General features: G+C 71.9%; 22 protein-coding genes. 9 read left to right on the top strand and 13 right to left on the bottom strand.

Annotated elements, in window-relative coordinates:
- The first annotated feature begins 54 nt into the window (after positions 1-54).
- Together MXD64_RS17475 and MXD64_RS17470 are read left to right on the top strand one after the other, a co-directional pair.
- Entirely contained in the window at positions 55-453 is a 399-nt protein-coding gene (locus MXD64_RS17475) for a (R)-mandelonitrile lyase (protein WP_159556161.1), read from the top strand.
- Positions 450-1,121, top strand: a complete 672-nt coding sequence (locus MXD64_RS17470) for an SDR family NAD(P)-dependent oxidoreductase (protein ID WP_263136883.1) — start codon at positions 450-452, stop codon at positions 1,119-1,121. The genes MXD64_RS17475 and MXD64_RS17470 overlap by 4 nt, the downstream gene beginning before the upstream one ends.
- A 255-nt stretch (positions 1,122-1,376) precedes the next feature.
- Here the strand turns inward: MXD64_RS17470 and MXD64_RS17465 are convergent, their stop codons facing one another.
- From MXD64_RS17465 to MXD64_RS17455, 3 genes are read right to left on the bottom strand one after another with little or no spacing between them, the layout of a single operon-like run.
- Complete coding sequence (locus MXD64_RS17465) at positions 1,377-4,199, bottom strand: ABC transporter permease (RefSeq protein WP_263136882.1); 2,823 nt, start codon at positions 4,197-4,199, stop codon at positions 1,377-1,379.
- Positions 4,196-4,924, bottom strand: a complete 729-nt coding sequence (locus MXD64_RS17460; protein ID WP_017887875.1) for an ABC transporter ATP-binding protein — start codon at positions 4,922-4,924, stop codon at positions 4,196-4,198. Before MXD64_RS17460 ends, MXD64_RS17465 begins: the two co-directional genes overlap by 4 nt.
- Complete coding sequence (locus MXD64_RS17455) at positions 4,921-5,376, bottom strand: PadR family transcriptional regulator (RefSeq protein ID WP_317629866.1); 456 nt, start codon at positions 5,374-5,376, stop codon at positions 4,921-4,923. Before MXD64_RS17455 ends, MXD64_RS17460 begins: the two co-directional genes overlap by 4 nt.
- On the opposite strand from MXD64_RS17455, the gene MXD64_RS17790 reads away from it, so the two are divergent.
- Positions 5,317-5,457, top strand: a complete 141-nt coding sequence (locus MXD64_RS17790; protein ID WP_317629869.1) for a hypothetical protein — start codon at positions 5,317-5,319, stop codon at positions 5,455-5,457. The genes MXD64_RS17455 and MXD64_RS17790 overlap by 60 nt on opposite strands.
- 225 nt (positions 5,458-5,682) lie before the next feature.
- Here MXD64_RS17790 and MXD64_RS17450 read toward each other — a convergent pair whose 3' ends face one another.
- The 3 genes from MXD64_RS17450 to MXD64_RS17440 all read right to left on the bottom strand — a co-directional run bounded on the left by MXD64_RS17450 (position 5,683) and on the right by MXD64_RS17440 (position 7,602).
- Positions 5,683-6,564 carry an aldo/keto reductase gene (locus tag MXD64_RS17450; RefSeq protein WP_017887877.1) on the bottom strand — a complete coding sequence of 294 codons (882 nt, stop codon included), beginning with the start codon at positions 6,562-6,564 and terminating at the stop codon, positions 5,683-5,685.
- Between the two features lie 125 nt (positions 6,565-6,689).
- On the bottom strand, positions 6,690-7,235 hold the full coding sequence (locus MXD64_RS17445) for an acyl-CoA thioesterase (protein ID WP_263136881.1): 546 nt from the start codon (positions 7,233-7,235) through the stop codon (positions 6,690-6,692).
- Between the two features lie 139 nt (positions 7,236-7,374).
- A complete protein-coding gene (locus tag MXD64_RS17440) occupies positions 7,375-7,602 on the bottom strand; it encodes a hypothetical protein (RefSeq protein WP_139179590.1) in 228 nt (75 codons plus the stop codon).
- Between the two features lie 119 nt (positions 7,603-7,721).
- On the opposite strand from MXD64_RS17440, the gene MXD64_RS17435 reads away from it, so the two are divergent.
- Positions 7,722-8,708, top strand: a complete 987-nt coding sequence (locus MXD64_RS17435) for an aldo/keto reductase (protein WP_017887880.1) — start codon at positions 7,722-7,724, stop codon at positions 8,706-8,708.
- A gap of 164 nt (positions 8,709-8,872) precedes the next feature.
- Here the strand turns inward: MXD64_RS17435 and MXD64_RS17430 are convergent, their stop codons facing one another.
- Together MXD64_RS17430 and MXD64_RS17425 are read right to left on the bottom strand one after the other, a co-directional pair.
- On the bottom strand, positions 8,873-9,355 hold the full coding sequence (locus MXD64_RS17430; protein WP_017887881.1) for an FBP domain-containing protein: 483 nt from the start codon (positions 9,353-9,355) through the stop codon (positions 8,873-8,875).
- 225 nt (positions 9,356-9,580) lie between these two features.
- Positions 9,581-10,309, bottom strand: coding sequence for a class I SAM-dependent methyltransferase (locus MXD64_RS17425; protein WP_263136880.1), 729 nt, complete (start codon positions 10,307-10,309; stop codon positions 9,581-9,583).
- 38 nt (positions 10,310-10,347) lie between these two features.
- On the opposite strand from MXD64_RS17425, the gene MXD64_RS17420 reads away from it, so the two are divergent.
- Complete coding sequence (locus tag MXD64_RS17420; protein WP_017887883.1) at positions 10,348-10,551, top strand: hypothetical protein; 204 nt, start codon at positions 10,348-10,350, stop codon at positions 10,549-10,551.
- A gap of 45 nt (positions 10,552-10,596) precedes the next feature.
- Here MXD64_RS17420 and MXD64_RS17415 read toward each other — a convergent pair whose 3' ends face one another.
- The 3 genes from MXD64_RS17415 to MXD64_RS17405 form a co-directional block, all read right to left on the bottom strand.
- On the bottom strand, positions 10,597-11,508 hold the full coding sequence (locus tag MXD64_RS17415) for a helix-turn-helix transcriptional regulator (protein ID WP_017887884.1): 912 nt from the start codon (positions 11,506-11,508) through the stop codon (positions 10,597-10,599).
- A gap of 430 nt (positions 11,509-11,938) precedes the next feature.
- Positions 11,939-13,213: a hemolysin family protein gene (locus MXD64_RS17410; protein ID WP_194589945.1), complete on the bottom strand. Its 1,275-nt coding sequence runs from the start codon at positions 13,211-13,213 to the stop codon at positions 11,939-11,941.
- A 146-nt stretch (positions 13,214-13,359) separates the two neighbouring features.
- Positions 13,360-14,412 (bottom strand): M23 family metallopeptidase, encoded by a 1,053-nt coding sequence (locus tag MXD64_RS17405; protein WP_017887886.1) that lies wholly within the window; start codon positions 14,410-14,412, stop codon positions 13,360-13,362.
- A gap of 162 nt (positions 14,413-14,574) precedes the next feature.
- Here MXD64_RS17405 and MXD64_RS17400 point away from each other — a divergent pair, with 162 nt between their 5' ends.
- Together MXD64_RS17400 and MXD64_RS17395 are read left to right on the top strand one after the other, a co-directional pair.
- Positions 14,575-15,069 carry a hypothetical protein gene (locus MXD64_RS17400; RefSeq protein WP_017887887.1) on the top strand — a complete coding sequence of 165 codons (495 nt, stop codon included), beginning with the start codon at positions 14,575-14,577 and terminating at the stop codon, positions 15,067-15,069.
- A gap of 106 nt (positions 15,070-15,175) precedes the next feature.
- Entirely contained in the window at positions 15,176-17,386 is a 2,211-nt protein-coding gene (locus MXD64_RS17395; RefSeq protein WP_263136879.1) for an NADP-dependent isocitrate dehydrogenase, read from the top strand.
- 347 nt (positions 17,387-17,733) lie between these two features.
- Here the strand turns inward: MXD64_RS17395 and MXD64_RS17390 are convergent, their stop codons facing one another.
- Positions 17,734-18,189: a DUF3817 domain-containing protein gene (locus tag MXD64_RS17390; protein WP_017887889.1), complete on the bottom strand. Its 456-nt coding sequence runs from the start codon at positions 18,187-18,189 to the stop codon at positions 17,734-17,736.
- 79 nt (positions 18,190-18,268) lie between these two features.
- Positions 18,269-19,705: a DUF4832 domain-containing protein gene (locus MXD64_RS17385; RefSeq protein WP_263136878.1), complete on the bottom strand. Its 1,437-nt coding sequence runs from the start codon at positions 19,703-19,705 to the stop codon at positions 18,269-18,271.
- 140 nt (positions 19,706-19,845) lie between these two features.
- Here MXD64_RS17385 and MXD64_RS17380 point away from each other — a divergent pair, with 140 nt between their 5' ends.
- Both MXD64_RS17380 and MXD64_RS17375 read left to right on the top strand, forming a co-directional pair.
- Positions 19,846-20,622, top strand: a complete 777-nt coding sequence (locus MXD64_RS17380) for a ThuA domain-containing protein (protein WP_259494659.1) — start codon at positions 19,846-19,848, stop codon at positions 20,620-20,622.
- A complete protein-coding gene (locus MXD64_RS17375) occupies positions 20,619-21,776 on the top strand; it encodes a PP2C family protein-serine/threonine phosphatase (RefSeq protein ID WP_017887892.1) in 1,158 nt (385 codons plus the stop codon). The genes MXD64_RS17380 and MXD64_RS17375 overlap by 4 nt, the downstream gene beginning before the upstream one ends.
- Positions 21,777-21,781 lie beyond the last annotated feature (5 nt).

The raw sequence follows: 21,781 nt of genomic DNA, 5'->3' as shown, positions 1-21,781 counted from the left end.
AGGGGGTCTGTCGGCACCTCTCGACGGTGCGCACAGCGGCCTACCGTCGTCGGCATGCAGATCGAACCGAAGCAGCCGACCGTCAAGAACCCGCCCGAGCAGTTCACCGGCGACGTGTACCTCGACGCCATCGCCTCGCCGAAGGAGCCCGGTCAGACGATGACCGTCGCCAAGGTCCGGTTCCTGCCCGGCGCCCGCACCGCCTGGCACTCGCACGCCAAGGGGCAGACCCTGCACGTCACCGAGGGCGTCGCGCGGATGGGCACCCGGGACGGACACGTCATCGAGGTGCAGGCTGGACAGACCGTCACCACGCCGGCCGGCGAGGAACACTGGCACGGCGCGACCCCCACCGACTACATGGAACACCTCGCGATGCTCGATGCCGCCGACGACCCGGCGACGACCACCACCTGGCTCGAGCACGTGAGCGACGAGGAGTACACCGCATGACCACCATCGCCATCGTCGGGGCCGGCAAGGGCCTCGGCCTCGCCGTCGCCGAGCGCTTCGCCCGCGAGGGCTTCGCCGTCGCCCTGATCTCCCGCAACCAGGACCGCCTGGACGGCCTCGCCGCGGAGCTGCGTGAGCGCGGCCACACCGCAGCCGGGTTCGCCGCGAACGTCCGTGACGGGGACTCCCTGCGCACCGCACTCGAGCGCGCCACCGAGCAGCTCGGCCCCATCGAGGTGCTGCAGTACAGCCCGCTCCCCGCCAAGGAGTACATGCGCCCCGTGCTCGAGACCACGGCGGACGACCTGGTCGGCCCGATCGAGTTCTCGGTCTACGGCTCGGTCAACGCCGTCCGCCAGGTGCTGCCCGGCATGCGCGCGATCGGCCACGGCACGATCCTGTTCGTCAACGGCGGCAGCGCGGTCCGACCGGGCGCCCGCGTCACCGGCACGTCCGTCGCCTTCGCGGCCGAGAGCGCCTACGCGCAGCTCCTGCACGACGCCGTCCGCGACGAGGACGTCCACGTCGGGCAGCTCATCATCCCGTTCGGCATCGACGACGCGCAGCCCGAGCACTCCGGGGAGTCCATCGCCGACCGCCTGTGGGCGATCCACACGGAGCGCGGCGACTTCCGCGCCTACGCGGAGGCGCTGCCCGAGCTCCCGTGAGCGGCATCGAGTGAGCAGAACGCGACGGGTCCGGAGACGCGACCCGTCGTCTTCTGCTCACTCCCTGACGGACTGGAGGCCCGTGGCGACGCCGCCACGGGCCTCCAGTCCGAGCAGCCGCTGGCGGTGGAGCTCACCGAGCAGCACGGTGCCGATCCCGAAGGCGTCGGCCACTTCGTGAGCAGAAGACGTCGAGTCCGAGCAGCCGACTCGACATCTTCTGCTCACCAAGCGAAGCCTCACGCAGCACGCGCGTCAGTGCGCCCGTCGCACCGCCACCCGCCGCCGACCCCGCGAGGTCAGCCACGCTCCGGCCGTCACCACGAGGGGCAGGCCGATCGCGAGCAGCGCCAGCACCGGCCAGTCCGGCACGAACGGCATGTGGTTCACCCCGACCGGACTCTCGGTGAACCGCAGGGTCAGGGCGCGGATCGGCAGGAGGCCGAGCAGCGTGCCGATCACCGAGCCGACCGTGGCCAGGATCGCCGCCTGCCAGGTCGACACCCCACGGCGCAGACGCGGAGCGGCACCGATGGCGTCGAGCACCTCGTCGTCCCGACGCCCGTCGGACCGTGCGAGTCCGATCGCCACCGCCGTCGCACCGATGGTCACGGCCGCGGCGAGTGCGAGGACGATCGCCCGGATGAGCGCCTCGTTGTCGGTGGGACCGGCTTCGTACGTGAACGTCGGGCCGCTCCACCGTGCACGGTCGTCGCCGCCGAAGCTCTGCCACGCCGAGCTCAGCTCGTCCGCCTGGGCAGGGTCGAGGTCGTGCGGCAACGTCGTGACGAGCATGCCGTCGACCACGGGGACGCCGTACTGCTCGGCAGTGGCCTTCGTCATGAAGACGCCGACCTGGATCCGCGGGGTCTGCACGTCGAGCACCGCGGGGATCGAGACGCTGGCCGCCGGTCGGGTGCGCTCGGTGATGGGCTCGCTGTCCCACGTCCGGTCGTGGAACGTGTCGATGCGGACCGCGCCGTCGTGGGCGTACTCGGGCCAGAGCGACACGGCCCGACCGCCCTCGAGTGCGCTCCGGACGGCTGCGGACGGCTGGTGTCCGGTGAGCACGGCGTAGTCGTCGACGGTGCCCGTCCAGATGTGCGGCATCGACGCGCTCGCCGTGTCCAGGTAGTACGAGCAGCTCGTCGTGTCGTTCGCCGGGCAGTCGTACGCGCTCCAGCGGTGCGGGATCGTGACGGTCGAGGGGGTGTCGCCCGGCTGCTCCTGCGTGACACCGAGCACCCGGATGCGGTCCTGGTCGAAGACCCCGGACACCACCTTCGCGGCGTGGGCGGTCAGCTCCGCGTCGTGGCGACCGGTACTGCCGCCGTCCTTCGTCTCGGTCAGCACCTCGGACGTCGCCACCCCGACCGCCGTCGTGTACTCGTACCCGCGGACGTACTGGGCGTGGCTCGACGCACTCCACGTGATGACGACCGAGGCCACGAACACCACGCTCATCACGCTGGCGAGCACCGGCACCGTGCGGACCGGGTTGCGGCGGGCGTCGCGGGCGGCCAGTCGCGCAGACAGACCGGCCCGCGAGGTGAGCCGGGTGACCAGGGCGAGCAGCCACGGTGAGCAGATGGCGATGCCGAGCTGCATCAGGCACGGTCCGAGCGCGACACCGGCACCGACCACCCATGCCCAGTGGTCGTCCTGCACGGGACGGTCGTTGAGCATGAGCACCCCGACGCCGCAGGCCATCGTCGTCAGGGCCCCGAGGACCACGAGCAGCGGCCCCCAGATGCGCCGCCGTCGGCGGGCCGGACGGCTGACGGGCACCGGACGGAGCGAACCCCGCAGGGCCGCGAGCACGTTGATCCGGGTGGCCGACCGTGCGGCGACGAGCGCGGAGACGAGTCCGGCGAGCACTCCCGCGGCGGCGATGGACAGCAGCAGGAGCGGCGGCACGTGCAACCCGGGGAACGACACCACGTTGCCGTTGTCGATGAGTCGGTAGGCGAGCACGCCGATCCCGGTGCCCACGGCCACGCCGAGGACCGCGCCGACGAGCCCGAGCACCAGGCCGGACCCGGCGACGATCGTGCGGACGAACCGTCTGTCACCGCCGACGCTCGTGACGATGGCGTACGAGCGGGTGTCCGCCCGGGTGCCGACCAGGAACGCCGCACCGGCGAGCAGGGCGACCTCGAACATCGCGAAGACGCCGAGCAGTGCCATCGCGCCGAGGTACCAGCCGATCGTCGAGCTCATCTGACCGCCGGGGAGCCGGGCGTCCGGCGGGTCGAGCACGACCGGACGCGACTGCACGACGATGCCGTGCGCGTTGAGCTGCCGGATCTCCGACCAGGTCGGGGCGTCCGACGGCAGGTACACGGTGACGTCGGTCAGCCCGACGTCGTCGGTGGTGTCGGTCGTCGAGAGCGTCGTGCCCCAGGGCAGGAAGATGCCCTGCGATCCCGGGTCGGTGCCCAGGTCGGTCATGGTGCCGGTGATCGTGAAGCGCTTGGTGACGGGGTCGGTCAGGTCCACCGTGTCACCGATCCGCGCCCCGAGGCGGTCGAGCGTGGCCGGCGTGACCATGAGCTCACTGCGTGTGGTCGGCCGGGAACCCTCGAGCACGTGCCAGTGACCGTCGAGCGACGGGTCCCAGACGCTGCCCTCGACGGCGGTCAGCCCGACCGGACCCTTCGGCCCCTGGAGCACGACGGGCGTGCTGCCGACCGGGATCGACAGCGCACCGTCGGGCACGTGTGCCAGGACGTTCGCGAACGGGGAGTCCTGGTCCGACTTCGTGACCGGGCTGTTCCGCTTCGAGTCGGTGAACTCCCACTGCACCGGGTCCTGCACCATGCCGGGCAGGTCCGGGCCGGACACCCGCATCTGCGCCGATGCGTGCCCGAGGTCGTGGTCGAGCCGCTCGGTGGCGGTGGCCTGCGTCGACTGCACCACGACGGCGACGGCCGCGAACCCCGCGGTGGGGATCCCGATGAGCGCGATGATCAGTGCCGCGCGGCCTGCCTTCGCGAACGCCAGCCGACGCCCCAGACGGAGCGCCGGTCGGAGGGCGAACGGCGTCCGGGCGGTCCCGGAACGCCGGCCCCGGCTCACGACGCGGTCCGGTCCGTCAGCGCGGTCTCGACGCCCGAGTACACGGTCTCGTCGACGACACGTCCGTCGCGCAGGAACACGATCCGGTCCGCCCAGGCGGCGTGCCGGGCGTCGTGCGTCACCAGGAGGGCGCCCGCCCCCGCGTCGACGTGCCGACGGAGCATGCGGAGCACGACCTCGCCGGTCTGCGAGTCGAGGGCGCCGGTCGGTTCGTCGGCGAGCACGAGTCGACGTTCACCGACCACCCCGCGGGCGATCGCGACGCGCTGCTGCTGCCCGCCGGACAGGTCGTCCGGGTAGGCGTCGGCACGGTGCGACAGCTCGACGTTGTCCAGCGCGAGTTCCGCGGCGCGACGGGCCTGCGAGGCCTTCCACCCGTCCAGTTCGAGCGGCAGCGCCACGTTCTCGACCGCGGTCAACGAGGGGATCAGGTTGAAGTCCTGGAACACGAACCCGATCAGCCGGCGCCGCAGCGCTGCGAGTTCCCTGGCGGGACGGTCGGAGACGAACGCGCCGTCGATCAGGACCTCGCCGCTCGTCGGCGGCAGCAGGGTTCCGGCGCAGGCGAGCAGCGTCGACTTGCCCGACCCCGAGGTGCCCATCACGGCCACCATCTCGCCGCGCTCGACCCGCAGGTCGATGCCGGCCAGGGCGGTGACGGCCTTGGCGCCGGAGCCGTAGTGCACGCTCACGGCGTCGAGCTGCAGGAGCGGTGCGGCGGTCACCGTGCGCTCCGGGGAGCGGCAGCGGAAGCGGAGGCGTCGGCACTGGCCGGTGCCGCCGGGTGCTCGTCCGGCCGGTACCGCGCGACACTCGACTCCACGTGGTCGAGCCAGCGCACCTCTGCCTCGGCCTGGAACACCATCGACTCGAGCACGAGCGACCACGCCAGGTCCGACGACGGGTCGGTCGTCCGCTTCAGCCGCGTCAGGTCCTGCAGGTTCCGGATCGCGGCACCACGCTGCACCTGTACCAGCCGGGCGACGTCGACCCCGGGCACGGTCACGGCGAGGGCGAACTTGATCGCCAGTTCGTCGCGGCCACGCTTCGCCGGCACGGGCTCGCTGAACCAGCGGGCCACCTCCGCCCGCCCCGCATCGGTCGCCGTGTAGACGACGTGGCCGTCGTCGTCGGCGTCGCCGCGGGCGACCAGGCCGTCGCGTTCCAGTCGGTCCAGGGTCGTGTAGACCTGGCCGATGTTCAGCGGCCAGCTCCCGCCGGTGCGGTGCTCGAACTCCCCCGGAGCTGGTACCCGTAACCGGGTCCCCCCACCAGCAGCGCGAGTACGCCCATCCGAACGCTCATGACACTTCCCCTGTCCCGGGCCACCATGGCCATACCGAGTATGCACATACCCGGTATGCGTACGCAAGCACGGATCTGGACAGGGCCGATGAACGGACGGGAGGCGCGGTGCCAGCTGGCACCGCGCCTCCCGTCGGTCGGCTGGTCGCGTTCGCGACCCGCGGTCGCGTCCGAAGGGTCAGTGACCCAGCTTCGCCAGCTCCTCGAACTCGTCGTCGGTCAGCTCGACCGTGGCACCCGCCAGGTTGTCCTCGAGGTGCGCGACGCTCGACGTGCCGGGGATCGGCAGCATCACCGGGGAGCGCTTGAGCAGCCACGCGAGCGCGAGCTGCGCCGGGGTGGCGCCCTTGCGCTCGGCGATCTCGGTGAGCGGCGAGTCCTCGCCGGTCAGGCCACCCGTGGCCAGGGGGAACCACGGGATGAAGCCGATGCCCTGCTGCTCGGACCAGTCGAGCAGCTCCTCGGCGTCACGCTTCTGCAGGTTGTAGAGGTTCTGCACGGAGACGATCGTGGCGATCTGCTGCGCGGCCTTGACCTCGTCGACGGAGACCTCGGACAGGCCGATGTGGCGGATCTTGCCCTCGTCCTGCAGCTTCTTCAGCTCGCCGACCTGGTCCTCGAGCGGGACCTTCGGGTCGATGCGGTGCAGCTGGAACAGGTCGATGCGCTCCAGGCCCAGGCGGCGGAGGCTCATCTCCGCCTCTTGCCGCAGGTACTCGGGGCGGCCGACGGGCGGCCAGACGTTCGGGCCGGTGCGGGTCAGGCCGGCCTTCGTCGCGATGACGACGTCGTCGCCGTAGGGGTGCAGGGCCTCCTTCAGGAGCTCCTCGGCGACGTAGGGGCCGTACGAGTCGGCGGTGTCGAAGAAGTTCACGCCGAGCTCGACGGCGCGCTTGAGGACGCGGATCGCCTCGTCGTGGTCCTTCGGCGGTCCCCAGACGCCGGGGCCGGTGAGCTGCATGGTGCCGTAGCCGAGCCGGTTGACCTCGAGGTCGCCGCCGATGCGGAAGGTGCCGGAGGACGCGGCCGGACGGTTCGTGGTGTCAGTGCCTGTGGTCATGTCCCCGGTCTACGCCCGGTGCGTTGCCGGTCCCTGAGTCGGTGTCCCCCGACCGCTTGCCGTGTTCGCAGAGTCCACGGACGGGTTCGTGCGCACCGTGGCGTTCGGAGCGGTGGTGCTGCCGTTCAGGCCGCGCTGCTGCTGATCCGGGTCGCGCTCGCCCAGTCGTGCACCCAGTCGGGCACGGTGAGGTCGCGGTCCGCGCCACCCGCAGCCTCGAGCAGGTCCGCGGTCGGCACGGTCCCGCCGGCACGCCGCAGGAACCGGGCCTGCACCACGGCTCGAGCCATCACGGCGCCGCCGCGCACGAACGTCTGCTCCAGGTACACGGCACGGTCGTCGACCCCGAGCACGTGGGTGCGGAGCTCGAACCGCTGCCCGAGCGTCAGCGACCGCTTGTACGTGATCGTCTGCGCCGACACGACGGGGTACCAGCCACGTTCGGACAGCACCGCCCAGTACCCGGAGCGGAGCATCAGGTCGAGCCGACCCAGGTCGAGCATCGACAGGTACTTGCCGTTGTTGACGTGCCGCAGCGGGTCGAGGTCGGTGGGAGCGACCCGGAACGGCGTCCGCACCTCGTCCCAGAGCGAGGCCCGGCGGCGTCCACCGACCCGAGCGCGCAACCGGGTGCGCAGCTGCAGCAGGAGCAGTCGGAAGTACAGGTTCACGGGACGATCACACCAGTGGACCGCGTGCTCGTGCCAGCACCTTGGAGGAACCTCACCAAGCGCGCGGGCGACCGGTGACCCGGAACGCCTGGTCCCGACAAGCGGCGCGAACGGCGGCGCGCAGCCCAACTCGGCCGGTTCAGCCGGGGATGCCGCCGCCGGCGCCGGTGATGCCGGGGTGCGCTGACTTGGCGAGCCCCTCGGTCCTGGAGTGCGCCGCATCGGCTTCGGCCGCGGCGCGTGCGCTGTCACGCGGATCCGACAGGTCTTCGATCGATTCGAGCGCCCGCCGACGACGACGGTTCTGCACCTCGAGCACGGTCAGCAGGGCGCCGATGACGACGACCACGGCGATGACGATCCACATGACGACCACGACACTCCCCCGAACCCGGGCCCCTGCCCCGTCCCTGGCAGCGTAGCGATGACGAGGCGGGTACAGCCAGTGCCTCCCGCCGTCCCGGGGACCGGGAGTAGACCTGCAGCATGCACACACGCAAGCTCGCAGACCTCGAGGTCGGACCCATCGGCCTCGGAACCATGGGCATGAGCGCCTTCTACACGGGCGCCGGCACCGACGACGACGAGTCGATCCGCACCATCCACCGCGCGATCGACCTCGGCGTCACCATGTTCGACACCGCCGAGGCGTACGGCCCCTACACGAACGAGGAACTCCTGCGCCGCGCGCTCGAGGGCCGTCGCGACGACGTCGTCATCGCGACCAAGTTCGGCCTGTACCGCCACGAGGCCGGTGAGGAGACCCCGACGCAGCAGCGCGGTCTCTCCAGCCAGCCGGAGTCCGTGCGCGAGGCGCTCGAAGGCTCCCTCCGTCGCCTCGGCACCGACCACATCGACCTCTACTACCAGCACCGCGTCGACCCCGCCGTCCCGATCGAGGACGTCATCGGCCAGCTCGCCGGCTTCGTGCAGGAGGGCAAGATCCGGCACATCGGGCTGTCCGAAGCCGGAGCCGAGACCATCCGCAAGGCCCACGCCGTCCACCCGATCACCGCACTGCAGAGCGAGTACTCGCTGTGGACGCGGGACCCCGAGGGCGACGTGCTCGACACCCTGCGCGAGCTCGGCATCGGCCTGGTGCCGTACTCGCCGCTCGGCCGCGGGTTCCTGACGGGTGCCATCACGAAGCCGTCCGACCTGGACTCCGACGACTTCCGCCTGGCGAACCCGCGCTTCCAGCAGGAGGCGTTCGCGCAGAACATGCGCATCGTCGACGCCGTCAAGGACATCGCGACCGAGGCCGACGCCACTCCGGCGCAGGTGTCGCTCGCATGGCTGCTGGCCCAGGGCGACGACATCGTCCCGATCCCCGGCACGAAGCGGGTCTCACGCCTCGAGGAGAACGTCGGCGCAGCCGACCTGACCCTCACGACGGACCAGCTGTCGCGCCTGTCGGCGCTGCCCGTCCCGACCGGTGACCGCTACCCCGACATGTCGACCATCGGTCGCTAGACGCGACCGGTTGACGGACGGGAGGCCCGGTGCCAGCTGGCACCGGGCCTCCCGTCCGTCGTCAGTCGCGTTTGCGGACGCGAGACGCCGGCGTCAGCGCGTGACGCCCCCGAATCCGGCGGCGTCTCGCTGACTCGGCGGCGTCTTGCGAGCACGCCGGCGTCTCAGACCTCGGCGGCGAAGGACGCGGCCCGGACCTGCAGGTCCTCGATGCGCCGGAGCCGCGCTGCCTCGACGTCGTAGCCCTCGTAGGCGGGCGGCGGCAGCTTCCGGACGTTCCGCGAGCACTGGAAGTCCTGGCACACCAGGGTGCCGACGGTGTTGCCGTTGCGACCGGCCGGCCCGGACCGCTTGGCGCTGTAGAACGTGACGTCGTTCGGCAGCTTGACGTCCTGGCACCACGAGCACTGGGCGCGGGAGCGCGGCGAGGCCTCGGCCTGCCGGAACAGGATGCCGATCAGTTCGCCGTCCAGGGTCGGCACGACGGCGTACGCCCGCCGACCGATCTTCGGGTCGCGCCAGCCGAGGTAGTCGAGCGCGTCCCAGTCGAGCGTCTCGAAGCCGGCGGGCAGTGTGATGTCGGTCGTCTCCTTGCGGGAGGCGTTGACGAAGGACGTGCGGAGGGTCTTCTCCACGATGGGGAGCATGGGTGATCGCTTTCGAGCAGGCCCGGGGTGTGCGGGAGCACACCGCACCGGGCGGAGGAGGTCAGGGTTCGACGAGGACGGCCACGCCCGAGGGCACGACCGGGGGCCTCACGCCCTGATGCCGGCGATACGGGCGCCGACCACCTCCTGGAAGCTCACCCGACCAGCCTACGACCGGGTGTCAAGCCCGGGCCGGGCCGGTGCCGCCGCGTTGATCGTCCGCGGTCAGTTCGGCGTCGCCGTGACCAGGACGACGGAGCCCTCGTACGTCGGGCGGATCCGGAGCGACCCGTGCCGTCGGTCCCACTCCCCCGACTCCAGCGCGGTTCGGAGCGCGGCCACCGACCGCCGGACGGTGAACTCGTCGACCAGGTCCCATGCCGGGTCCGCGCGGCGCACGGCTGGGTCGAGCAGGCGTTCCGGGCGGGCGTAGTACGCCTCGGTGAACCCGTCGACGCACGTGAACGGGATCGGCAACGGGGTGCTCGTCACGGTGTCGTCGCCGAGCGCGTCGGTGATCCGAGGCAGTGCCGGGTGGCGACGGGCCTCGGCCGACAGCACCTCGGGGGCGTACTCGGCGAGCCAGGAGCGCTCGATGCGGTCGGGGTCGAACGTCACGATCACGATCGGCCCTCGGGTCAACCGACGCACCTCGGCGAGCCCGCGCTCGAGGTCGGCCCACCCATGCAGCGAGAAGGTCGTCACCGTGGCGTCGAAGGCGTCGTCGGCGAAGGGAAGGTCCTCGGCGGCCTGCACCGCGGTCACGTCGCGGTCGGTCGGCGCGTAGGACCCGGCGGCACCGGCACCGGCACCGGCACCGGCACCGGCACCGACGTCGAGCACGGTCCGGGCGTCGCCGAGGGCCTTCGCGACCGCACGGGCGAATGCGGGCTCGGGCCGGCGGTGCTGCCGACGGTCCGCATCCCCTGCTGAGCCGTCCGTCGTCCTGGTCACGTCCCCACCCTACGAACCCGCGCTGCTATCTTCGGCAGATGCTCGCAGACAGTGGTCTCGGATTCGTCGTCGTCCTGTACGCCCTGTTCGTGCTGGCGCTCGCCGTGCTGGCCGTCGCCCTCATCGTGCTCGTGTTCGCCGCGATCCGCGTGCTGCGGTTGTCGGCGACGGAGCGTCAGCTGCGCATCGAGCGGATGCGCTCACCGGAGCTGTTCGACGGCGACGTCCCGCCCCAGGCCTGACGGTCCGATCGCGGCGCTGACGCACCTGCCCGTCGGCGGGCCGGGTCAGTCGACGGACTCGGACTCGGACTCCGACTCGCGGACGGCCGCGTACTGCTCGGCCCGTTCCGTCGCGGCCCAGCTGCCGAGCAGCGCGAGCGACCGCTCGGAGTCGCTGCCCGGTTCGGCCGAGTACGAGAACAGCGTCAGGCCGGGGTCGGCGACCAGGTCGAGCGCCTCGTAGGACAGTCGGAGCTCCCCCACGATCGGGTGGTCGATGCGCTTCTTGCCGGTCCGCTGCATCCGGACGTCGTGTGCGGCCCACCAGCCGCGGAACTCCTCGCTCCGGGTGGAGAGCTCACCGACGAGCGTGATGAGCCCCGGCTCGCAGGGGTTCGACACCGCGGCGGTCCGGAGCACGGCCACGGCGTCCTTCGCGGTCTGTGCCCAGTCCGGGAAGAAGTCGCGGGCCGCCGGGTCGAGGAACGTGAAGCGTGCGGTGTTGACCGGGCGCCCGGGGCCGGCGAAGAGCGGTGCGTACAGGGCACGGCCGAGTTCGTTCGTCGCGACGACGTCCCCGCGCTCGTTCCGCACCCAGGCCGGGGCGCCGGTGATCGCGTCGAGCAGGCGCTGGACGCCGGGGCGGACGCGGGTCGGCACGTTCCGGTGCATGACCTTCGCGCCGGAGTTCGCCAGGCGCGTCAGGTCCCACAGGTGCGCACGCTCGTCCTCGTCGAGCTGCAGGGCGCTCGCCAGACCCTCGAGCACACTGTCCGAGACGCCCTTGAGCGAGCCGCGCTCGAGCCGCGTGTAGTAGTCGACGCTGACGCCGGCGAGCATGGCGACCTCGTGCCGACGCAGCCCGGGGACCCGCCGCACCCCGCCGCCGAACGACGGCATGCCGACCTGCTCGGGGGTGAGCCGCGCCCGCCTGGAGGACAGGAAGTCGCGGATCTCGTTGCGCACGTCGATACCCATGCGACGAGCGTACGTGCCCGGGCCGTGCGGCACGCGGGCGGGAGGGCCGTGGCGGGGCCGCCGGCCGTCGCCGACTGGTCACGACGCGTCGCGTGCTGCCCGCCGGGTGGTCGCGACCTGTCGGCTGGTGGCGCCGCAGGCGACGGCCTGTGACCGCTCGTCGGCGTCTGGCGGGGTGTTGTGACCACCCGGAGCGGACGGGAGGCGCGGGACGGCCCCGCCACGCGCCTCCCGTCCGCCGTCTGGTCGCGTTCCGTGGCGTGACCGGCCGTGCCCGACCGGTCACGACACGTCGCGTGCTGCCCGCCGGGTGGTCGCGACCTGTCGGCTGGTGGCGCCGCAGGCGACGACCTGTGACCGCTCGCCGGCGCCCCGCGGGGTGTTACGACCGCCCGCCGCCACGGGCCTCCCGTCCGCCGTGGTCCCGCGATCAGGGCGCGGCGTCGGCCCCGATGCGCACGCGCGCGACCCGGTGACCGTCCATGGCGGTCACCTCGAGGCGATGGCCGCCGGCCACGACGACGTCGCCGACCTCGGGCACGCGGTCCAGCTGCACCTGCACGAGCCCGCCGACCGTCTCGTAGTCGCCGTCCGGCAGCACCGGTCCGCCGTCCGCTGCCAGGTCCTCGAGCACCGTGGCGCCGTCGACGCCGTCGTGCGCCAGCACGGACTCGTCGTGCTCGGCGGTGTCCCACTCGTCCCTGATCCGACCGACGAGGTCTTCGAGCAGCGCCTCGAGCGTGACCATGCCCGCGCTGCCGCCGTACTCGTCGACGACCAGGGCGATCTGGTGGCCGTCGGTGCGCATGTCCGCGATCGCACTCGACAGCGACTTCGTCTCGGGCAGGGCGAGCACCGGCCGGACGAGCGTGGCGACGGGGGCCGCGGGGTCGACCGGACGCAGCAGGTCACGGAGGTGCACGAAGCCCTGCACCTCGTCACGCCCGCCGGAGGTCACGAGGTACCGCGTGTGCCCGGCCGCGATGGCCTGGTCGGTGGCCTCGGCGACGGAGACGCCGGCGTCCAGCGTCGAGACGTCGTACCAGGGGCGCATGGACTCGCGCAGGATGCGGTCACCGGCGTCCAGGGCGCTGCGGGCGATCCGGCGTCCCTGCTCGTCGACGCCGGTGTGCTCGTCGACCAGGCCGCGGAGCTCCTCGGTGCTCATCGACTCGCTGCGGGCGTTCGGGTCGCCACCGAGCAGTCGCACGACGGTGTCGGTGGACTTCGAGAGCAGCCAGATCACCGGCCGCATCAGCACCGCGAAGCGCTCCAGGGTCGGGGCGACGGCCATCGAGAAGCCCTCGGCACGCTGCAGGGCGAGGCGTTTCGGCACGAGTTCGCCGAACACGAGCGACAGGTACGCGATGACCAGGGTCATGAGCACGAGGGCAACTGCCTCGGACGTGCCCCGCTCGAGCCCGAGTCCCTGGAAGAGCGGCGCGACGTCGGGCGCGATCGACGACGCTCCGTACGCGGCGGAGAAGAACCCGGCGACGGTCACACCGATCTGCACGGCGGACAGGAACCGGTTCGGGTCGCGGCCGAGCTCGGCGACCCGCACGCCCCGGGGGCCGCGGCGTTCGAGCTGCTGCAGCTGCGATTCACGCAGGGAGACGAGTGCGATCTCGGCGGCCGCGAAGACCCCGCCGACGAGCACGAAGAGGATGACGAGCCCGAAGGCGATCCAGGTGTCGGCGCCCATCAGCGGGCAGCTTCCTCGGATCGACGACGGGCGGGCGGTCTGTGGGGATCGTCCATGCCTGTGAGTCTGCACAGGACGACTGGGACATCACCGTGCTGGTGCTCGACAACGGCTGTGGATCGTCGCGCGGCGACGGGGCGTGGTCGCTACAGGGTGAGCGAGCGACCGATGCGGGCCTCGAGCCACGCCTTCGGGTCGATCGGCGTGACGCCGTCCATCAGGACCTCGAGGTGCAGGTGCGCGCCGGTCGAGACGCCGGAGGACCCGACGAGTCCGATGAACTGTCCGGCCGCGACGGTGTCGCCGACCTTGAGCGGCGACGACCCGGGGATCATGTGGCCGTACAGCGTGGACACCTGACGGCCGTCGACCACATGGTCGATGATGACCGCGTTGCCGTACGAGAAGTACGTGCCGGAGACCCGGACCTTGCCCGCGGCGACGGCACCGATCGGCGTCCCCATGCCCGGGGTGAAGTCGAGGCCCTGGTGCAGCGACGAGCACGCGCCGCACGGTGCCGAGCGGTAGCCGAAGCCGGAGCTCATCTGCACGGGGCCGGGGAACGGCGAGCGGACCGCGCCGCCGAACGACACGGCGCCACCGGCGGTGCCGGAGGACCCTGCCGTCTTCGTCGTGACGGTCGACCCGCCGCCGACGGTGAACCCGTCGCGGTCGGAGCCGGCGGCCGTGACCGCCTGGGTCACGGCGTAGTCCTGGGTGCGCACGATCGGCGCGATGGTCGAGGTGGCCATCGAGGTGCCGGCGCTGGCGTGTGCGGGCATCGCCGACGCGGCGAACATCGCGATGGCGGCGGCGGCGCTGGTGAGCGTGATGCGTCCGGCGCGGGCCGACCGGGAGGCCCTGGGTGCGGTCGCCGTGCGGGTTGCCCGGGGTGCGGGGCGGCGGACCACGCGCTGGATGCGGTCGTCGACGTGCTCGGTGGTGGCGCGCGCGGCTGCGGCGCGGCGGCCGGTCGGCTCGGTGGTGGCGAGGACGAGGGGCTTCGCTGGCTTGGCGGGTTTCGCGACCTTGGCCGGCTTGGCGACCTTGGCTGGGTTCGCGACCTTCGCCGCCGGAGCCGCCTTGCTGCGACGCTGCGGTCCGCGGGCGGCTGCGCGCTCGGCTTCGAGGGCGGCGCGACGGGACAGGTGCACCACCGGGGTCGCCGGGTGCTGTTCGGGTTCGGGTGCAGTCGTCATGGCCGCCAACCATTCTGCACGACTCTGTCGCTTTGTACAGGCCCTTCCGTGATCTTTTCGTTACCGAGTCGGCTGGGAGGGGCCTGATCACCCTGTGCTGCCGCGTCCCCCGGGCAGCCCCGATCAGTACGGTCGAGGGAAAGCGACGGAAGGACCCGCACCATGGCCCGAACGCCGCGCGAGCGGTACGGAACGGTCGACCTGTCGTCGGCCGACGTCGTGCTGGCCGGTACCCAGGAACTCCTGCCCGTGCTCCGGGCCGCGGCCGTGCGCGCCGGCATCGACGCCGCACGGATGCGGGTCATCGGGGTCGACGACCTGCCGGACCCCGAGGAGACCTGGGATGCCGCGCTCGCCGTCATCGCGATCCGTCGCCCCGGTGACGACCCCGCGTTCCACCGGGCCCAGGCGGCGGCCGAGCTCATCGCGCCGCTGCTCGCGCCGCACGCCGTGCGCATCGTCGTCACGGTGTCCGGGGTGACCCGCCTCGCACCGAAGCTCGAGCGCACCCTGACGTCCGAGGTCCTGCACCAGATCGACGCGGCGTCGGCGTCGTCCGGGTTCCGACGCCCCTTCCGGCCCCTGCGCATGCGGCTCGGCCTCGCCGGGCTCCGTGCCGCGGGCGTCCGGGTGTTCCGCGTCTCGCTCGGCGACTGACGCGCTCACGCCCCACTCTGGGGGGCGATGTATCTTGATGTCGAGACATCCTGCGCCACGAGTACCGTGGACGTACCGACGGTCGAACAAGGGAGTACCCGCCAGCATGGCCAAGATCATCTACACCCTCACGGACGAGGCGCCGTTCCTCGCCACCCACTCCTTCCTCCCGGTCATCCAGGCCTTCGCCGGCACCGCGGGTGTCGACGTCGAGACCCGCGACATCTCGCTCGCCGGCCGGATCATCGCCCAGTTCCCGGAGCGGCTCACCGACGAGCAGCGCCTGGACGACGCCCTCGCCGAGCTCGGCGACCTGGCGAAGACCCCCGAGGCGAACATCATCAAGCTGCCGAACATCTCGGCGTCGATCCCCCAGCTCAAGGTCGCGATCAAGGAACTGCAGTCGCAGGGCTACGACCTGCCCGACTACCCGGACGAGGCCACCACCGACGAGCAGCGCGAGATCCGCGCCCGCTACGGCCGCGTCCAGGGCAGCGCCGTCAACCCGGTGCTGCGCGAGGGCAACTCCGACCGCCGCGCACCCCTGTCGGTCAAGAACTACGCCCGCAAGCACCCGCACCGCATGGGCGCCTGGTCGCGTGACTCGAAGACGAACGTCACCACCATGGGCGTCGACGACTTCCGGTCCAACGAGAAGTCCTGGATCGCCCCCGCCGACGACGTCCTGACGATCACCTTCGTGGCCGAGGACGGCACCGAGCAGGTCCTCAAGCAGTCGATCCCCGTGCTGCAGGGCGAGGTCGTCGACGGCACCGTGCTGCACGTCGCCGCCCTCGAGTCGTTCCTGCGGAAGCAGATCGAGCGTGCCGCGGCCGAGGACGTCCTGTTCTCCGTGCACCTCAAGGCCACGATGATGAAGATCTCCGACCCGATCATCTTCGGGCACGTCATCAAGGCGTTCTTCCCGTCGGTGTTCGAGCGCTACGGCGCCGACCTCGCCGCCGCCGGCCTCACCCCGAACGACGGCCTCGGCTCGATCCTCGCCGGCCTCGGTGCGCTGCCGAACGGCGCCGAGATCGAGCGCGCCTTCAAGCAGGGCATCGCCGACGGCCCCGAGCTCGCCATGGTCGACTCGGACAAGGGCATCACGAACCTGCACGTACCGAGCGACGTCATCGTCGACGCCTCGATGCCCGCGATGATCCGCACCTCGGGGCACATGTGGGGTCCGGACGGCGACGAGCACGACACCCTCGCCGTCATCCCCGACTCGAGCTACGCCGGCATCTACCAGGCCGTGCTCGACGACTGCCGCGCCCACGGCGCCTTCGACCCGTCGACGATGGGCTCCGTGCCCAACGTCGGCCTGATGGCGCAGAAGGCCGAGGAGTACGGCTCGCACGACAAGACCTTCGAGCTCCCCGGCGCCGGTGTCGTCCGCGTCACGACCGCCTCGGGCGACGTCGTCATCGAGCACGACGTCGAGCCCGGTGACATCTGGCGCGCCTGCCAGACCAAGGACGTCGCCATCCGCGACTGGGTGAAGCTCGCCGTCACCCGCGCCCGTGCTTCCTCGACGCCCGCCGTGTTCTGGCTCGACGAGACCCGCGCGCACGACGCCAACCTGATCGGGCTCGTCCGGAAGTACCTCGGCGAGCACGACACCGACGGCCTGCAGATCGAGATCCTCGCGCCCGAGGACGCCATGCGCTTCTCGCTCGAGCGGATCCGCCGCGGCGAGGACACCATCTCGGTCACCGGCAACGTCCTGCGCGACTACCTGACCGACCTGTTCCCGATCATGGAGCTCGGCACCTCGGCGAAGATGCTCTCCGTCGTCCCGCTGCTCGGCGGCGGCGGCCTGTTCGAGACCGGTGCCGGTGGTTCCGCGCCGAAGCACGTGCAGCAGCTCGTGCAGCAGAACTACCTGCGCTGGGACAGCCTGGGCGAGTTCCTGGCCCTGGCGGTCAGCCTCGAGCACCTGGCCGGTGTGACGGGCAATGAGCGGGCGAAGATCCTGGGCGAGACCCTGGACCGTGCCACCGGGACCTTCCTGGAGCAGGACAAATCCCCTGGCCGCAAGCTCGGCTCGATCGACAACCGCGGCAGCCACTTCTACCTGGCGAAGTACTGGGCCGAAGAGCTCGCCGCGCAGACCCAGGACACCGAGCTCGCGGCGTCGTTCGCGGACCTCGCGGCGAAGCTCGGTGAGCAGGAGCGCACCATCGTCGACGAGCTCGTCTCGGTGCAGGGCCACCCGGCAGACATCGGTGGCTACTACCGCCCCGACGACGCCAAGACGAGCGCGGTCATGCGCCCGTCCGCCACGCTGAACGCGGCGCTGGCAGCGCTCTAGCAGCGCCCAGCCCACGGACAGGAGGCCCGGTGCCAGCTGGCACCGTCCCTCCAGGCTCGGCCGTCACCCCGCTGGCGCGGTGCGCCGGTACCGGCTGGTGGGGCCCACCTCCAGGCACGGCCGTCACCCCGCTGGCGCGGTGCGCCGGTACCGGCTGGTGGGGCCCACCTCCAGGCACGGCCGTCACCCCGCTGGCGCGGTGCGCCGGTACCGGCTGGTGGGGCCCACCTCCCGTCCGCCCGTGGTCGCGACCACGGCCGCGTCGAGTGAGCAGAAGACGTCGGGTCCCGCTTGCGAACCGGACGTCTTCTGCTCACTCGTTGATCAGCCGGGGGGCGCTCGTCGCCTCAGCCGCGCGACGGCACGGGCGGGCCGACGGCCAGCAGCCCGGTGAAGACCAGGGCGACGGCCACGACCCCGATGCCGGCGGCCACCGCGGGACGACGCACGACGAAGAACAGCAGGCGGTCCCAGAAGCCCGAGTGGGCGTCCGGCGAGCGGCGCCACGACCCCTCGAGCATGCCGCGGCGGGCGACCGCGACCTCGAACGGCACGGTGGCGTACGGCACGACGGCACTGACCCAGCCGAGCACGAGCGCCCCGAACGACCACCGCTGGTTCACGGCGACGACCGTCGTGACCACCAGGTACGCCAGGAACACGAAGCCGTGCACGCCGCCGCCGATGCGGACGCCCCAGTCGCCGGCGTCCAGCCCGTACTTGAGCACCATCCCGGCGATGAGCAGGGTCCAGGTCACGAGTTCGGCCACCGCGGCGGCGCGGAACAGGGAGCGCGGAGTCATGCCGTCAATCGTGGCGGACCCGGTTGACAGACAGCAGAACGCCCCGGATCGTCCGACCCGGGGCGCGCTGCAGGTCTGCTCAGTGCTGTACGACCACCGTCTGACCGAGGCGGTTCACGCCCGTGCTCGCGTCCCACGTGCCGGTGTTCGCCGTCTGGATCGCGAACGCGGGGTCCGTCGCCACCGAGGCCTCCGGTGCGGGCAGGGCCAGTGCGACGCTCCAGCGCCCGTTCGGCACGTCGGCGAGGGACGCCCGGACGGTCACGGTCCGTCCCGGCTGCCAGGACGACGCGTCGGCGGCCACGGGCACGGTCACCCGGCGGTCGCCGTCGGTCAGGACGAGCTGCACCGGGCGGCTGTTGTACGGCGCCGCCCAGCCGTCGTTCCGGATCGACACCGCCACCGACGCCTTCGCGCCCGAGGTGGCGGTGCTCGAGGTCATGGTGAAGCGGTAGCCGAGCTTCTTCGCGGCGTCGGTGATGCCGTCCGTGCCCCAGGTCGCCAGGACGTCCTTGTTGTAGTCCAGGTTGAGGTAGCTGTAGTGGTACTTCGCCATCTCGGCCGAGGCGGACGGGTAGTCGGTCCGCGGCGTGTTCACGGCGCAGGTCTCACCGCCGACGGGGACGTACCGCGACTCCGCCGCCAGGTAGTCCTGGTCGAGGGACAGCGGGTTGCTCAGGAACGTGCCGAAGTCGTCCGCCGAGGCGAGGAAGCAGTCGTTGTGGTGCCCGATCCGCGACGCCGGGGAACCGTCGTGCGCCTGCTCCGGGGTGAGCGCCCCGGCTGTGCCGGACGGGGTGCGGAGCGCGTCCTGCTTCATCTGCATGGTGCGGACCTGGACCGATCGGCTGGACGGCAGTGCGGCGAGCTCGGCCTGCAGGACCTGTCGCCTGGCGTCCTTGTCGGCCTCGGTCAGCACCCCCGGGTTCGCCGGGTCGCTGGCGAAGTGGTCGGTGTAGTAGCCCTCGCCCCAGAGCCCGATGAAGCCCCCCTGCAGGGTCGGGATGACGTCGGCGTTCCGGCGGAGCGTCGGGGTGAGCTGCTCGATGTGCGCGAGCACGGTCGGCAGGTCGGCGTCCCCGTAGGGCGCCGAGTACGGGTACGAGCCGCCCTGGACGTACGCGAACCGGGTGATCACACCCACGCCGGCTGCACGTGCGGTGTCGTAGTCGTGCTGCACGAGCGCGAGCCAGGCCGGGCTGAGCTGCCGCTGCTGGACGAACGCCTCCATGTAGAAGACCCGGACGACCTGGGTGACGCCCTCGGCCCGGTAGCCCCGGAGCGTCGCGGCGTCGAGCGGCGTGTACCCGGTGCCGTCGGCGCGGTAGTGCGTCTCGGTGGTGTGGTCGAACCCGCGCGAGGGGTTCGGGATGACCGCGTCGCTCGCCGTGTAGGTCACGGTCGAGGTGGTCGCGTTCCGCTGGTGGTGACCGGTGGGTGATGCCCACGCGGCGGTCGGTACGGCGAGTGCGAGCACCGCCGCGAGCGCGACGGTGGTGATGGTTCGGTGCTGCATCGGACGAGCCCCTGTCCTCGGCGCGGACGGTGATCGGTACCCCCTGGTACCGCCGTCTGCGCGTTTGTGATCCGAAGCTAGGCGAAACGATCAGAAAACGCCAGTGTCTGCGCGATCCGATCACGGGTAGCGTTGGTCCCATGTCGCCGTCGACCGAGAACCGTCCCCTGAACATCGTCGTCTGGAACGAGAACGTGCACGAGACCCGCGGTGACGCGACGGTCACCGGGCACTACCCCGACGGCATGCACACCGTGATCGCCGAGGCGCTCCGGCGGTCGCAGCCCGGGGCCGACGTCTCCACCGCCACCCTGCAGGAACCCGACCACGGCATCACCGCCGAACGACTGGCCACCACGGACGTGCTGTTCTGGTGGGGGCACGTCGCCCACGACGAGGTGCGCGACGCCGTCGTCGACCTGGTCGTCGACGCCGTGCACGCCGGCATGGGGCTGGTGGTGCTGCACTCCGGCCACTACTCCAAGCCGTTCAAGCGCCTGATGGGCACGACCTGCTCGCTGAAGTGGCGGAACGACGGCGAGCGTGAACTCGTCTGGACCGTCGCGCCCGAGCACCCGATCGCCGCCGGGGTCCCGCACCCGATCGTCATCGACCGGCAGGAGATGTACGGCGAGTACTTCGACATCCCGCGCCCCGACGAAGAGGTCTTCCTGTCGACCTTCGCGGGCGGCGAGGTCTTCCGTTCCGGCGTCGCGTACCGCCGTGGTCTCGGCCGGGTCTTCTACTTCTCGCCGGGCGACCAGGAGTACCCCGTGTACCACCACCCGGACATCCAGCGCGTGCTGTCGAACGCCGCCGTCTGGGCTGCACCGGTTTCCGAGCGCCGCGCGCTGACCGCCGACCCCCACCCGAGGGACTGGTTCCTGGCGGACGATGCGGGTAGACAGGCCGGGTGACCAACCACCTCGCCGATGCGGACCGCCGCACCGCGGTGATCGAGGCGCTCGCCATCTTGGGATCAGGACCCGAGGAGCGCTTCGACCGCATCACCCGCATGGCCCACGAGGCGTTCGACGTCCCGTTGACCTTCCTCAACCTCGTCCACCACGACCTCGTCACCACCCAGTCGACCTTCGGCTGGCACCAGGGCTCGAGCGTCCCCGCGAGTGAGCAGTTCTGCGCGACGACCGTCCTCTCCCGCGAACCGATGGTGATCCCGGATGCGTCGCTCGACGCCCGCTTCGCCGACACGGCCGCGGTGGCGGAGCACGGCATCCGGTTCTACGCCGGCGCACCGCTGACCATGATCGACGGTACCCGGGTGGGCACGCTGTGCCTGATGGACGCGGTGCCGCGCACGTTCTCCCCCGAGGACGTCGCCCTGCTGCGTGACCTCGCCCGGTGGACCGAGCGGGAACTCGGCGTCGCCATCGACCTGGGACGGGTCCGTCGGGTGCTCGACGGGCTGGTGCCGGACCCGGTCGCGGTGCCGGGGTACGCCCTCGACGTCCTGGTCGCCCAGCACGACGGTGGCGGGGGTGACGTCGCCGACTGGCGCCTCGCCCCGGACGACGCCCTGCACGTCACCGTCGGCCGGGTGAGCGCCGCCGGACCGGCGTCCGGCCTGCTCGCCGCGGTGGTCCGCGGCGCCGTGGTGGCGCGGACCGGTGCCGAGGTGCAGGACACGATCGTCGGCCTGGAGGCCCAGGTCACCGCCGACCTGTCGGCCGCGGACGCCGTCGGCTCGCTCTTCCACCTGCGGCTCGACCCGACGTCGGGGCACGTCGACTTCGGCGACGCCGGCCACGGGCTCGCGGTGCTCGTCCCCGCGGACGGGCCCGCTCGGGTGCTGCGCCCGGTCGACCTGCCGCTCGGGTTGCAGCCGGTGTCGATCCCCCGGTCGTCCGGCTCGCTCGACCTGGCACCCGGCGACCGGTTGGCGATCTGCACGCAGGGTGTCCTGACGCTGGACGGGACCCGCCGCCTGGACGACCTCGCCGCGCTGGTGCGGTCCGCTCCGGACGGGGCGGGCGTGATCGAGCGGGTGCGCACGGCGGTCACCGTGGACGCCGAGGTCGACGTCACGCTGGTGGTGCTCACCCGACTCTGAGCGCG

It is taken from the genome of Curtobacterium sp. Arg-1, from assembly GCF_025643395.1.
Classification (GTDB): domain Bacteria; phylum Actinomycetota; class Actinomycetes; order Actinomycetales; family Microbacteriaceae; genus Curtobacterium; species Curtobacterium poinsettiae.
The sequence above is the reverse complement of the archived record's forward strand: the minus strand, read 5'-3'. Positions and strand labels throughout refer to the sequence as shown.